Here is an 11,822-nt window from a genome sequence, read left to right as displayed (position 1 = left end):
GTCGCCTGATGAACGACATCGCACTGATCACCGGCACCTCGTCCGGAATGGGGCTCCACGCCGCCGTCGAACTGGCACGACGAGGCCTGCACGTCGTCGCGACCATGCGCGACACCGGGAAGGCCGGGGCGTTGCGGGACGCTGCGGCCGAGGCGGGCGTCGAGGTCGACGTGCGCGCCCTCGATGTCGTGGATCATGCGGCCGCGGCCCGGCTGGTGGCCGAGATCGAGGCGGAGCTCGGCGGCATCCGCGTCCTGGTGAACAACGCCGGACAGGGAAACGTCGCCACCGCCGAGCAGCTGACGATGGAGCAGATCCAGGCGCAGCTCGACATCAACTACCTGGCGCCGGTCAACCTCGCCAAGCTCGTGCTGCCGGGGATGCGCGAGCGTGGCAACGGCCGCATCCTCACGGTGACGAGTGTCGGCGGCGCGGTCGGCCAGCCGTTCGCCGATGCCTACTGCGGGGCGAAGTTCGCCGTGGAGGGCTTCATGCAGTCGCTCGCGGTGGTCGCCGAGCGCTTCGGTGTCGGGATCAGCGTGATCGAGCCAGCCGCGGTCGCCAGCGCCTTCGTCGAGAACGCGATCCGGCCGGAGAGCGGTGGTCCCTACGGTTCGCTCCTGGATGCGTACATCGTGCGAAGCACCGGGGCCTTCGCGAACGCGCAGTCCGCCGAATCCGCGGGGGCGGCGATCGCGGCGGCAGTCCTCTCCGACGAATACCGCTTCCGCTGGCAGAGCTCGGAGGGTGCGACGCGGTTCGTGGGTGTCTCCCTCGCCGACACCGACGGCAGCGGCGTGCTCGGCTTCACGCGATCGTGGATCGCGGCGGGTTGATCACTCCGCCCGCACGCGCTCGTCGATCGCGCGCGGTCGCCGGTCGGGCCTCGTCTTGACCGCAGCCAGGCGCCGGCACCTCCGACCCGCCTCCGACGGCACTTCCGAAGAACCCGCGTCGGAGCAGCGACGATCAGCGGTCGCTCTCCAGGGCGAACGTGTTGCCATCGGGGTCTGCGAACCACACGATCCGACCTCCGCCGGCCCTCGCCGTGATGCCCCGAGCATCGTGGCTGAGTCCGTCGTAGCGCAGGAAATCGAGGTCGTTCGCCGCGAGCTCGTCGACAACCTGATCCAGGTCGTCGACGTGCCAGGTCGCGACGGTCGCCTGCGAGGTGCCTGCGGTCGTCGACTGATAGACGTGCAATGCCTCGTCGCCGCCTGAGCGATAGACGCGACTGCCACCCGAGATCCGCGCGCTCGGACCCGACCGTGCCAGGGGGAGCCGCAGAGTGCCCTCATAGAAGGTGACGGCGCGGTCGATGTCCGACACGGCGACGGACGCGTGTAACGGGAAGTCGCTCAGGGGCCGCGGAACCGCGGTTCTCTCGGGGCGATCCGCGATGTCAACGGCTTCGGGAGCGGCGGGCCGCTCGTCGGTGCTCAAGACCGACATGAGGATCGAGTCGACCCACTCGCCGTCCCAGAACAGCGTGTCGCGTTGGTGGCCCTCGTACCGGAACCCTGCCTTTTCGTAGGAGCGCTGCGCGCGGGGGTTGAACGAGAAGACGTCGAGACTCACTCGGTGCAGCCCGATGCGGTCGAACGCGTGATCGAGAACGGCGCGGGTCGCTTCGGTGCCGAAGCCGCGCCCGAGCCGGCCGGGATTCAGCGCGATGCGGAAGTTCATCGACGCATCGTCCGGCTCCAGCTCGTTGAGGACGATCTCGCCGACGTACTCCTCGGAGCCGAGCTCGATGATCGCCCAGTCGGCGCGATCGTCGCGGTCGGCGAGGGAATCGAGGTGTCGCACCACCGCCTCGCGGGTGAACACCTGACGCGTGCCCGTGAGCCGCATGCTCTCGTCGTCGAGCAACCCTTCCCACACGCCGTCGAGGTGGGCGACGCCCAGGGGTTCGAGGCGAAGTCGCGGGGTCGACAGCGTGGCGACGTCCGTGAGCGCCGAGACGTCGACGGCCGGCGGGTTCATGCCTACACCCCCTCGAAGACCGGACTGAGGAAGCGGCGCTCATAGCGGCGGATGCACCGCGTCCTGCGCGCGAAGTCGAACGCCTCGACGCACTCCGGGTCGGTCTTCGAGGCCGTCCGGTAGACCTCGTACTCCGCGAGGGAAGGGAAGGTGAACAGGGCGAAGGCCTCGTCGCTGTCGCCTTCGCTCGGCAGGAAGTAGCCGTGGTGGGTGCCGCCGTGCTTCTCCACGAGCCGGATCCAGGTGCGCCCGTACTCGGTGAAGTCGTCCAGCTTGTCGGGGTCGATCTCGTAACGCAGATGAACGGTGATCATGCGGATGATCTTTCCAGATCGGTCCGGATGTCGCAGAGCCCGGACACTACGCTGAGCACGTGACGAACGCGCGCGATATGGTCCACATCCCGGGCGGGACCTTCCTGATGGGGTCAGACGACTTCTATCCCGACGAGCGCCCGGCGCACCGGCGTGAGGTCGCTTCGTTCTTCATCGACCGCTACCAGGTGACGAACGCACAGTACGCCGAGTTCGTCGACGCCACCGGGTACGTCACCGTCGCCGAGCGCGAGCTCGATCCTGCCGCGTTCCCCGGCGCCGATCCCGCCGATCTCGTGCCGGGCGCGATGGTGTTCACACCGACCTCCGGGCCGACGAACCTGGGCGATTGGCGCAATTGGTGGCGCTGGCAGCCCGGCGCGTACTGGCGTCGTCCGTTCGGACCCGACTCGACGATCGACGATCGCCCGCAGCATCCGGTCGTGCATGTCGCGTTCGAAGACGCGGTCGCCTACGCCGACTGGGTGGGGATGCGGCTGCCCACCGAAGCCGAGCACGAGTACGCGGCACGCGGGGGAGTGGACGGCGCCCCCTTCGCCTGGGGCGACGAGGCCTACCCGGGCGGCATCGCCCAGGCGAACTCGTGGCTCGGACGTTTCCCCTACGACAACCAGGGCGTGGGAGGTACGGCGCCGGTCGGCTCGTACCCCCCGAACGGCTACGGCCTCTACGACATGATCGCGAACGTCTGGGAGTGGACGACCGACTTCTACACCCCTCGGCACATCCGCCTCTCCGACACCCCCGTCGACGCCGGCAAGCGCACCAACCTGCTCGCCGTCGCCAGCGCGCAGGAGGGTTTCCCCGACATCCCGCGCCGCGTGCTCAAGGGTGGGTCGCACCTCTGCTCACCGGACTACTGCCTGCGCTTCCGCCCGGCTGCGCGCTCGCCGCAGGCCGAGGACACCGGTATGTCGCACATCGGATTCCGTCTCACCCGCTCCGAGTGAGGCGCCCTGGGCGCAGCCGCGAGAAGGTGCTTGGCTTCGAGCGAGGGCGATCGCCCCGTCTCACGCGTCGAAGCAAGGAGTCGTCATGGCTGACAAGCCCAACATCCTCATCATCTGGGGCGATGACATCGGCATCAGCAACCTGAGCACGTACTCCGACGGCCTCATGGGCTATCGAACGCCGAACATCGACCGTATCGCCGACGAGGGTGTGAAATTCACCGACTACTACGGCGAGCAGAGCTGCACCGCGGGGCGCGCGGCCTTCATCACCGGCCAGAACCCGTATCGCACCGGACTCACCAAGGTCGGGATGCCGGGGGCGAAGCTGGGTCTGCAGCCCGAAGACCCCACGATCGCCGACGCGCTCAAGCACCACGGCTACGCCACCGGTCAGTTCGGCAAGAACCACCTCGGTGACCGTGACGAGCATCTGCCGACCGCGCACGGCTTCGACGAGTTCTTCGGCAACCTGTACCACCTCAATGCCGAGGAGGAGCCGGAGCACCCCGACTATCCGACCGACGAGGAATTCCCGGGCTTCAGTGAGAAGTTCCGCCCGCGGGGTGTGCTCCACTCGTGGGCGAACGAGGACGGCACCCAGCGGATCGAGGACACCGGTCCGTTGACGAAGAAGCGCATGGAGACCGTCGACGAGGAGTTCCGCGATGCGGCCGCCGACTTCATCCGCGCCCAGGCCGAGGATGATACGCCCTTCTTCGTCTGGTTCAACTCGACGCACATGCACTTCCGCACCCACACCAAGGAGGAGAGCAAGGGGCGGGCCGGGCGTTGGCAGTCCAACTATCACGACACGATGCTCGACCATGATGACGTCGTGGGGAGTCTGCTCGACCTGCTCGACGAGCTCGGGCTCGCCGAGAACACGATCGTCATGTACTCCACCGACAACGGCCCGCACATGAACAGCTGGCCGGATGCGGGTATGACCCCGTTCCGCAATGAGAAGAACTCCAACTGGGAGGGCGCGTACCGCGTGCCCGCGATGGTCCGCTGGCCCGGACACATTCCCGCCGGTACGACGCTCAACGGCATCGTGAGCCACAACGACTGGTTCGTCACGCTGTTGGCCGCCGTCGGAGACACCGATATCGCCGAGCGGTTGAAGGCGGGAACAGAGCTGCACGGCACGGACTTCACGGTGCACCTGGACGGGAACAACCAACTGGACTACATAACGGGTGCCGTCGAGCACAGCCCACGTCGACACTTCTTCTACGTCTCGGACGACGGCGACCTCACGGCGCTGCGCTTCGAGAATTGGAAGCTCGTGTTCCTCGAGCAGCGTGCCGTGGGGACGCTGCAGGTGTGGCAGGAGCCCTACATCGAGCTGCGCTTCCCGAAGCTGTTCAACCTCCGCACCGATCCATACGAGCGTGCCGACATCACATCGAACACCTATTGGGATTGGGTGCTCGACCACGTCTTCCTGTTCGTCCCGGCACAGGCGTACGTCGCGCGGATGCTGCAGACGCTCGTCGAGTTCCCGGCACGGCAGGAATCGGCGTCGTTCACGATCAACCAGGTAATGGCGAAGCTGGAGTCGACGGCCGGCAACTCCTGACGGTCCACGACAGTCCCTCAGCCCGGGGTGGCTCGGACGAGGGGGGATCGGCTGGATCAGGCGTGCGTGCCTCGATCATCCGATCGATTGATCGAGAGGCGTCGTATCTCGTCGGCCGTCCAGCCGGCAGAGTCGAAGGTATCGGGTTCCGTGACGATCCTGTCGAACATAGAGATGAGGGGACGGAGGTCCTGGTCATCGGACCCGATTCGCGCGGCCAGGTGGTTCTCCTCGCCGTGGACCGGGCGCCAGTCGAGTTGCCAGCCCGCTTCGAGCGCAACGCGATTCCAGAAGATGCGCTGGGTCCGCCCATTCCCCTCGCGGAAGGGGTGGATGTAGTTGATCTTCTCGTAGTGGTAGGCGAGCCGCTCGACGAAGGAAGCGCGAGGCAGGCCGGCCAGGAAGTGATCGGCGGCGAGTTCGGAGAAGCAGATGCCGGACGCACGCTCGATGAAGCCGTAAGGGAGGAAACAGTCAGCGCCGGGAACGTTCTTGCGAACATCAACCGTGCGGAGACTCCCCGCCCAGTCATAGAGGTCTTGGAAGAGGTGCCGGTGGATTGCCTGGAGCTCCCGGAGATCGTTGGTCGGGGTGACAGGTGCATCGAGGAGCTGTAGCGCACGGGCGGAAGGAGAGGTCGGCCTCAGCGGCGGCGAGCGTCTCGGCTGTTGCGGCTCCGACGAGGTTCCGGAGCACATTGCTGTGCGGAATCAGATAGGGGTCGGCGAACTCAGGAGAGTCCATACCGTGCGCGCACCCGATCCACGAGCTCATGCGAGTCGATCGTTCCTGCAACGTAGGAGTCGGCGTCAGCACGGGTCTCGGGCGTGACCTCCAGGCCTTCGATCTCTGCGCTGTGAATCGTGTCTTCGACCCGACGTGATCGAGCTTGAGCGATCGTCATGTCTGCCTCCCTCCGCCGCCTCATTCTAAGCGTCGCGTGAGACATCCGCGTGGGTGTCCGCTCAGCCGCGGGGCGGGCCCGACGACTGACGGATGATGAGCTCGTGCGCGGTCTCGATCGTCCGCGCCTCGTCGCTCGCGGGGCGGAGGATGAGGGAGACGGCGTGCTGGCCCATCTCGAACATCGGGATCCGCGCGGTGGTGAGGGCGGGGGCCACGTCCGCGGCGACGGCGATGTCGTCGAAGCCCACGACCGACATCTCGTCGGGTACCCGGATGCCGTGCTGCCGCAGCTCGCTGAGGATGCCGATCGCCATCGCGTCGTTGAGCCCGACGATGGCGGTGACGTCGCGGTCGAGGAGCTCGCGGGCGCCTTCGATGCCGCCCTCGCGGGTGAATGCCTTGGACACCACCGTCAGCTCGACGCCGGTGCCGTCCGTGCCCTCACGCAGGCCCGCGATACGGTCGGCGACCGTGTTGAGGTCGAGTGGACCGGCGACGACGCCGATCCGGCGGTGTCCCCGTTCCGCGAGGTGTCGTCCGACGGAGACTCCGGCGCGCTGGTTGTCGGGCAGCACGGCATCGACCGGCAGGTGGTGGCGACCGATGACCGCGACACGGCCGCCGGCCAGGGTGAAGTCCAGCAGCGCCTCGGTCATCCCCTGCTCGCGATCCGGATCGGCGTATCCCGATCCGGCGATGATGATCGACCCCACGCGTTGGCGCAGCAGCGACTTCACCTGCGCGAGCTCGCTGTCGGGCGTGCGGTCGGCCTGGGCGATCTGCACCGAACGGTTCTCGAGGGCCGCGCTGCGGATCACACCGCTCGCGATGTCGGAGAAGTAGGGGTCGCCGATCTCGTGCACCACGAGGCCGATCGTCGGTACGAGCCCCCCGGCGAGGCCCCGTGCGTGCATGTTGGGTTCGTATCCCAGCTGCGTCGCGATCCCGCGTACATGCGCGGCGACCTCCGGAGAGATTCCGGAGCCGCCGGTCATGGCTCGTGACGCGCTCGCGAGCGAGACCCCGGCGGCTTCGGCCACATCGATGAGTCGTGGCGCCCCTTCACGCTTCACGAAACCTCCCCCATGGAGCAAGATCAACGCTGATTGCGCGGAAGGTTGCTCTTCGTTCTTCGGTCCCACTATAGTGGCGGAAGCGCTTACGAAAGCGCTTTCGCTACGATGACGTAGGAGACTCGGATGACTGCACCCAGATACGGTCGACGGATCGCTGCAGCGATCGGAACGCTGTCGATCGCCGCGCTCACGGTTTCGGCCTGCTCGGCGACCGGCGATCAATCCGAGGGGGGTGGCTCCGACGATCCGATCGTCATCGGCATCTCGCTGCCGCTCACGGGAGACTTCTCGGAGCCGGGGAAAGGCGTCGAGCGCGGTTACGAAGCCTGGCGCGACATCGTCAATGAGAACGGCGGCCTCCTGGGCCGACAGGTCGAACTGAAGATCCTCGACGACCAGTCCAACGCCGACCGGGTCGTCTCCGACTACGAGTCGCTGATCGCGCAGGACGGGGTCGACCTCGTCTTCGGTCCGTTCTCCACACGTCTCGTGGTTCCCTCCGCCCGCGTCGCGCAGGAGTACGGGATGCTCTTCGTCGAGCCGGCCGGTGCCGCGGAGGAAGTCTTCGATCAGGGCTTCGACAACCTCTTCTACGCCGCTCCCGCCATCGCGAACGACCACTACAACAACCTCGCCGATTACCTGCTCGCGCTCCCGGAGGGCGAACGCCCGGAGACGGCAGCCGTCGCCTCGATGGACGACCCGTTCGCGCAGGGCACGGCCTACGGCCTCAGGGACAAGCTCGAGGATGCCGGCGTCGAGATCCTCGTGAACGAGGTGTACCCGCCGAACACCACCGACTTCTCCACCATCGCGGCGAAGATCGCGCAGTCGAACGCCGACATCGTGATCGGCGGCACGCAGTATCAGGACGCCGTCAACCTGATCATCGCGCTGCAGCAGCTCAACTATCAGCCGGAGCTCGCCGCATTCTCCACCGCTCCGACCAACCCCGAGTTCGCCGCCGCCATCGGCGGTGCGACCGAGGGCATCCTCGCCCCCACCGGGTACTCGCCGAAGTCGCAGTTCCCCAGCAACATCGAGTTCGTCGAGAAGTACACCGAGATGCACGGCAACCCGCCGTCGGAGGACGAGGCCAACGCCTACACGACCGGTCAGGTCGTCGCCGCTGCGGTGGAAGCCGTCGGCTGTGCCGAGCAGGGCGAGTGCCAGCAGGAGCTCATCGACTGGCTGCGCGACAACGAGGTCGAGACCGTCGTCGGTCCGCTCAGCTGGGATGAGACCGGCAAGCCCACCGGCGCCCACCTCATCCAGCAGTGGATCGACGGCGAGATCCTGATCGTCCTCCCCGAGGACGTCAAGGAAGCCGACTTCCTCTTCCCGAAGCCGACGTGGTGATCCACCCGTGAGTGGATCACTGCTGCTGCAAAGCCTGATCCTCGGCGTCCTGCTGGGAGGGCTCTACGCCCTCCTGGCGGCCGGGCTCACGCTGTACTTCGGGATCATGCGCGTCGTCATGATCGCGCACTCGGCCTTCCTCATCCTGGCCGCCTACCTCGCGTGGTGGTTCAACCGGGAGACGGGCATCGATCCGCTCGTCTCGCTCATCGTCACCGTGCCCCTGTTCTTCGTGACCGGCGTCGTGATGCAGCGGCTGCTCGTCTCGCGACTCAAGCCGTTGACTCTGACCATGATGTCGGTGCTGCTCACCTTCGCCGTCGCGCTGATCATCGAGGGAGCTCTCGGGTTCTTCTTCACGGGGACCCAGCGCCGCATCCCGCTGCCGTACGCCAGCGCGAGCCTCGACTTCTTCGGCGCACAGGTGCCGGTGGTCAAGCTCATCGCGTTCGGTCTCGCGGCCGTGGCCCTCGCGCTCCTTTTCGTGCTGCTCAAGTACACGAAGTTCGGTCAGGCGCTGCGGGCGACGATCCAGCATCCCGAGGCTGCGCGGCTCGTCGGCATCAACACCGATCGGGTCGCCGGGTACGGATTCGGACTCGGGCTCGCCACCGCGGCGATCGGCGGCACCGCGCTCTCGCTCGACGCCACGATCTACCCCTCCCTGCACTGGCACTGGATCGGGCCGCTCATGGCGATCATCGTCGTGGGCGGACTCGGCAGCATCCCCGGTGCCGCCATCGCGGCTCTCATCCTCGGAGTCGCGCAGAGCCTGCTCCAGCTTCCGCTGGGGCCGACGTGGGCGCAGACGGTGTTCTACGTCGCGCTCTTCGCCACGCTCATGTTCCGTCCGCAAGGTTTCTTCGGAGGTCGTCTTGCCCAGCGTTTCTAGCAGAGAGCCGATCGCCACCGAGACGGTCGTGATCGCTCCACCCGCCCCTGTGCGTCGCCCCTCCACGAAGTGGGTGGGCATCGTCCTCCTGATCGTCGGGGCCGCGCTCGTGCTCTCCTTCCCGACCATCGCCCCGAACCCGTACATCCTCTCGGCGGGCGTCGTGATCCTCAACTACGCCGTGCTGTCGACGGGGTGGAACTTCATGGGCGGATTCACGGGCTACATCTCCCTCGGGCATGCCGCGTACTTCGGGCTCGGTGCCTACGGCACCGGACTGCTGATCAAGTTCCTCGACCTTCCCGGGTTCGTGGCCTGGATCCTCGCCGCCGTGCTCGTCGTGATCATCGCGATCCCGATCGGAATCGCCGCCCTCCGGGTGCGTGGCGCCTCGTTCGTGATCGTCTCCATCGCCTTCGTACTGATCATGCTGCTGGTGTTCCAGAGCTGGCGTGATGTGACCGGCGGATCCGAGGGACTGAACGTGCCACGTCCGTTCGACGTGCTGCGGCCGGAGCACCACCGCATCTTCTACTATCTGTTCGCCGGGCTGCTGGCCGCAGTTCTCGTGGTGTGGTGGATCATCGACCGGTCCAAGTTCGGAACGGCGCTCAAGTCGATCCGCGAGGACGAGGACAAGGCCCAGGCGCTCGGGGTGCCGACCACGCGGTACAAGCTCATCGCCTACGTGCTCTCGGCGCTGTTCGTCGCGCTCGGCGGCGGACTCTACGCGCTGTGGTTCGGCGATCTCGACCCGATCTTCCAGTTCTCGATCCTGATCGGCTCGTACATGGTGCTGATGGCGTTGCTCGGCGGGGTGCGGAATCTCTTCGGCCCGCTGCTCGGGGCCGTCGTCGTCGGCATCGCGCTCGAGTACTTCAAGCTCGAGTTCGGCGACACCCAGTTCCACCTCATCGCCACCGGCATCCTGCTCGGCATCGTCGTGCTCTTCATGCCCGACGGCATCATCCCGGCCGTGAAGGGGCTCTTCACCCGGAAGTCCCACGCGGCGTCGATCCGTGAGGTGACGGCCGGCGAACTGCTCGAACAGAACAAGACCCGAACAGCGGATGTCCCGACGAAGGAGACCTCGTCATGAACGCCCCCACCGCACAGTCCACGACGCTCGAGAGCCTGAACACCGTCTCGATGACCAAGTCCTTCGGCGGCGTCACAGCGGTCGACGGTGCCACGGTCACGTTCCAGGAGGGCAAGGTCAACGGCCTGATCGGGCCGAACGGCTCGGGCAAGACCACCTTCTTCAACTGCGTGACCGGCATGATCAAGCCGGACTCGGGAGAGGTGCGCTACCGGGGGCAGGCGATCACCCGCAAGTCGCCTGACCGCATCGCCCGCGCCGGGATCGGACGCAGCTTCCAGTTGTGCCGGGTGTTCCCGCGCATGACGGTGATGGAGAACCTGCTCGTCGCGGTACGCAGTCCGAGCGTCTGGCATCAGCTCCGATCGGCAGCCGACCCGGACGAGGTGGAACGGGCGCGGGGATGGCTGCGACGCGTCGGCATCGACCACCTCGAGCACGCCGAGGCGCGCAACCTCAGCTACGGCCAGCAGAAGCTGCTGGAGCTCGCGGGGGTGCTCATGGCCGAACCCGACACGATCATGCTCGACGAGCCGGCGGGAGGCGTGAACCCCGCGCTCATCGGACGCATCGCCACCCTGGTGCGCGAGCTCAACGACGAGGGCAAGACGTTCATCATCGTCGAGCACAACATGGAGATGGTCATGAGCCTGTGCGACCACGTCGTGGTGTTCGACCGCGGGCGTCAGATCGCCGAGGGGACCCCGGCGATCATCCAGCAAGACCCCCGAGTCCTGGAGGCCTACCTTGGAGTCTGAAGCGAAGAATCTGCTCGAGCTGCGCGACATCGAGGCGGGCTACGGCCGTGCGGCGCTCGTGCTGCGCGGTCTCACCGTCGAAGTGCCGCCCGGGTCGGTGGTCTGCCTCGTGGGCCCCAACGGGGCCGGCAAGTCGACCGTGCTCAAGGTGGCCAGCGGCATGCTCAAGCCCCGGTCGGGGACGATCGAGGTCGACGGCCGAGACATCACGGGGGAGGGGCCGCAGTCGATGCTGCGTCACGGGCTCGCGCACGTGCTGCAGGGACACAGCGTGTTCCGCGAGATGACGGTCGGTGAGAACGTGATGCTCGGCGCCTTCACGCTCAAGGATCAGAAGGTCATCCAGGAGCGCGTCGAGTTCGTGCAGAACCTCTTCCCCATCGTGGGGGAGCGGTGGAAGCAGCTCGCCGGCCTGCTCTCGGGCGGCCAGCAGAAGCAGGTCGAGTTCGCACGGTCGCTCATGGTCAGCCCCAAGGTCGTGCTCCTCGACGAGCCGTCGATGGGTCTCGACCCCAAGACCACCGAGAAGGTGTTCGAGCAGATCGTGCGCATGCGCGATGCGGGCACCGCCGTGCTGCTCGTCGAGCAGAACGCCCGGCGCGCGCTGGAGACCGCCGACATCGGGTGCGTCCTCGACCTCGGCCGCGTGCACATCTCAGGTCCGGCATCCGAGCTCCTGGCCGATCCGACCCTCGCCGCGCTGTATCTCGGCGGCAAGCCCGCCGTCCCCGACGCGGGATGAAACCCGGGCGGGAGGAGGCAGCGACGGCCTCCTCCCGCCTTTCCCGTCCATCCGGCGAAAGCGCTTCCGAAGGCGCTTATGCCCCGAACTGCAGTACCGCTCGAGCCTTCTCCGCTGCAGTGCCGGCCCGGAGA

At 67.0% G+C, this 11,822-nt stretch carries 13 protein-coding genes; 8 read left to right on the top strand and 5 right to left on the bottom strand.

What is annotated here, in order from left to right; genetic code table 11:
• The first annotated feature begins 8 nt into the window (after nucleotides 1–8).
• The gene (locus MST3598_RS15120) at nucleotides 9–836 is read left to right on the top strand and encodes an SDR family NAD(P)-dependent oxidoreductase (protein ID WP_029259905.1); all 828 of its coding nucleotides are present in this window, start codon (nucleotides 9–11) and stop codon (nucleotides 834–836) included.
• 133 nt (nucleotides 837–969) lie between these two features.
• On the opposite strand, the gene MST3598_RS18710 is transcribed toward MST3598_RS15120, so the two are convergent.
• Nucleotides 970–1,986, bottom strand: coding sequence for a GNAT family N-acetyltransferase (locus tag MST3598_RS18710; protein WP_231494476.1), 1,017 nt, complete (start codon nucleotides 1,984–1,986; stop codon nucleotides 970–972).
• Nucleotides 1,987–1,988: 2 nt separating this feature from the next.
• Nucleotides 1,989–2,300: an NIPSNAP family protein gene (locus MST3598_RS15110; protein ID WP_021201278.1), complete on the bottom strand. Its 312-nt coding sequence runs from the start codon at nucleotides 2,298–2,300 to the stop codon at nucleotides 1,989–1,991.
• Between the two features lie 77 nt (nucleotides 2,301–2,377).
• Between MST3598_RS15110 and MST3598_RS15105 the strand changes: the two genes are divergently transcribed.
• Together MST3598_RS15105 and MST3598_RS15100 are read left to right on the top strand one after the other, a co-directional pair.
• Nucleotides 2,378–3,271, top strand: coding sequence for a formylglycine-generating enzyme family protein (locus MST3598_RS15105; RefSeq protein WP_029259906.1), 894 nt, complete (start codon nucleotides 2,378–2,380; stop codon nucleotides 3,269–3,271).
• A gap of 85 nt (nucleotides 3,272–3,356) precedes the next feature.
• Entirely contained in the window at nucleotides 3,357–4,856 is a 1,500-nt protein-coding gene (locus tag MST3598_RS15100; protein WP_021201276.1) for an arylsulfatase, read from the top strand.
• A 56-nt stretch (nucleotides 4,857–4,912) separates the two neighbouring features.
• On the opposite strand, the gene MST3598_RS15095 is transcribed toward MST3598_RS15100, so the two are convergent.
• The 3 genes from MST3598_RS15095 to MST3598_RS15085 all read right to left on the bottom strand — a co-directional run bounded on the left by MST3598_RS15095 (nucleotide 4,913) and on the right by MST3598_RS15085 (nucleotide 6,835).
• Nucleotides 4,913–5,554, bottom strand: a complete 642-nt coding sequence (locus tag MST3598_RS15095; RefSeq protein ID WP_051671155.1) for a Fic/DOC family protein — start codon at nucleotides 5,552–5,554, stop codon at nucleotides 4,913–4,915.
• A 32-nt stretch (nucleotides 5,555–5,586) separates the two neighbouring features.
• On the bottom strand, nucleotides 5,587–5,760 hold the full coding sequence (locus MST3598_RS15090; RefSeq protein WP_168436336.1) for an antitoxin VbhA family protein: 174 nt from the start codon (nucleotides 5,758–5,760) through the stop codon (nucleotides 5,587–5,589).
• Nucleotides 5,761–5,821: 61 nt separating this feature from the next.
• Entirely contained in the window at nucleotides 5,822–6,835 is a 1,014-nt protein-coding gene (locus MST3598_RS15085) for a LacI family DNA-binding transcriptional regulator (RefSeq protein ID WP_029259907.1), read from the bottom strand.
• Nucleotides 6,836–6,961: 126 nt separating this feature from the next.
• Between MST3598_RS15085 and MST3598_RS15080 the strand changes: the two genes are divergently transcribed.
• The 5 genes from MST3598_RS15080 to MST3598_RS15060 are packed head-to-tail and all read left to right on the top strand — an operon-like array spanning nucleotide 6,962 to nucleotide 11,688.
• Nucleotides 6,962–8,197, top strand: a complete 1,236-nt coding sequence (locus MST3598_RS15080; protein WP_172889157.1) for an amino acid ABC transporter substrate-binding protein — start codon at nucleotides 6,962–6,964, stop codon at nucleotides 8,195–8,197.
• Between the two features lie 7 nt (nucleotides 8,198–8,204).
• Nucleotides 8,205–9,089: a branched-chain amino acid ABC transporter permease gene (locus MST3598_RS15075; RefSeq protein WP_029259909.1), complete on the top strand. Its 885-nt coding sequence runs from the start codon at nucleotides 8,205–8,207 to the stop codon at nucleotides 9,087–9,089.
• Nucleotides 9,073–10,188 carry a branched-chain amino acid ABC transporter permease gene (locus tag MST3598_RS15070; RefSeq protein ID WP_231924891.1) on the top strand — a complete coding sequence of 372 codons (1,116 nt, stop codon included), beginning with the start codon at nucleotides 9,073–9,075 and terminating at the stop codon, nucleotides 10,186–10,188. Before MST3598_RS15075 ends, MST3598_RS15070 begins: the two co-directional genes overlap by 17 nt.
• A complete protein-coding gene (locus MST3598_RS15065; protein ID WP_029259911.1) occupies nucleotides 10,185–10,946 on the top strand; it encodes an ABC transporter ATP-binding protein in 762 nt (253 codons plus the stop codon). The genes MST3598_RS15070 and MST3598_RS15065 overlap by 4 nt, the downstream gene beginning before the upstream one ends.
• Nucleotides 10,936–11,688 (top strand): ABC transporter ATP-binding protein, encoded by a 753-nt coding sequence (locus tag MST3598_RS15060; RefSeq protein ID WP_029259912.1) that lies wholly within the window; start codon nucleotides 10,936–10,938, stop codon nucleotides 11,686–11,688. The genes MST3598_RS15065 and MST3598_RS15060 overlap by 11 nt, the downstream gene beginning before the upstream one ends.
• Nucleotides 11,689–11,822: the final 134 nt, after the last annotated feature.

This window comes from Microbacterium sp. TPU 3598, assembly GCF_002356155.1.
Classification (GTDB): Bacteria; Actinomycetota; Actinomycetes; order Actinomycetales; family Microbacteriaceae; genus Microbacterium; species Microbacterium maritypicum_A.
The sequence above is the reverse complement of the archived record's forward strand: the minus strand, read 5'-3'. Positions and strand labels throughout refer to the sequence as shown.

What these genes read in the sequence shown, in the direction of transcription:
- MST3598_RS15065 (WP_029259911.1), top strand. Translation starts at nt 10,185, where the DNA reads ATGAACGCCCCCACCGCACAGTCCACGACGCTCGAGAGCCTGAACACC.
- MST3598_RS15095 (WP_051671155.1), bottom strand. Translation starts at nt 5,554, where the DNA reads ATGTGCTCCGGAACCTCGTCGGAGCCGCAACAGCCGAGACGCTCGCCG.
- MST3598_RS15090 (WP_168436336.1), bottom strand. Translation starts at nt 5,760, where the DNA reads ATGACGATCGCTCAAGCTCGATCACGTCGGGTCGAAGACACGATTCAC.
- MST3598_RS15105 (WP_029259906.1), top strand. Translation starts at nt 2,378, where the DNA reads ATGGTCCACATCCCGGGCGGGACCTTCCTGATGGGGTCAGACGACTTC.
- MST3598_RS15120 (WP_029259905.1), top strand. Translation starts at nt 9, where the DNA reads ATGAACGACATCGCACTGATCACCGGCACCTCGTCCGGAATGGGGCTC.
- MST3598_RS15110 (WP_021201278.1), bottom strand. Translation starts at nt 2,300, where the DNA reads ATGATCACCGTTCATCTGCGTTACGAGATCGACCCCGACAAGCTGGAC.
- MST3598_RS15080 (WP_172889157.1), top strand. Translation starts at nt 6,962, where the DNA reads ATGACTGCACCCAGATACGGTCGACGGATCGCTGCAGCGATCGGAACG.
- MST3598_RS18710 (WP_231494476.1), bottom strand. Translation starts at nt 1,986, where the DNA reads ATGAACCCGCCGGCCGTCGACGTCTCGGCGCTCACGGACGTCGCCACG.
- MST3598_RS15100 (WP_021201276.1), top strand. Translation starts at nt 3,357, where the DNA reads ATGGCTGACAAGCCCAACATCCTCATCATCTGGGGCGATGACATCGGC.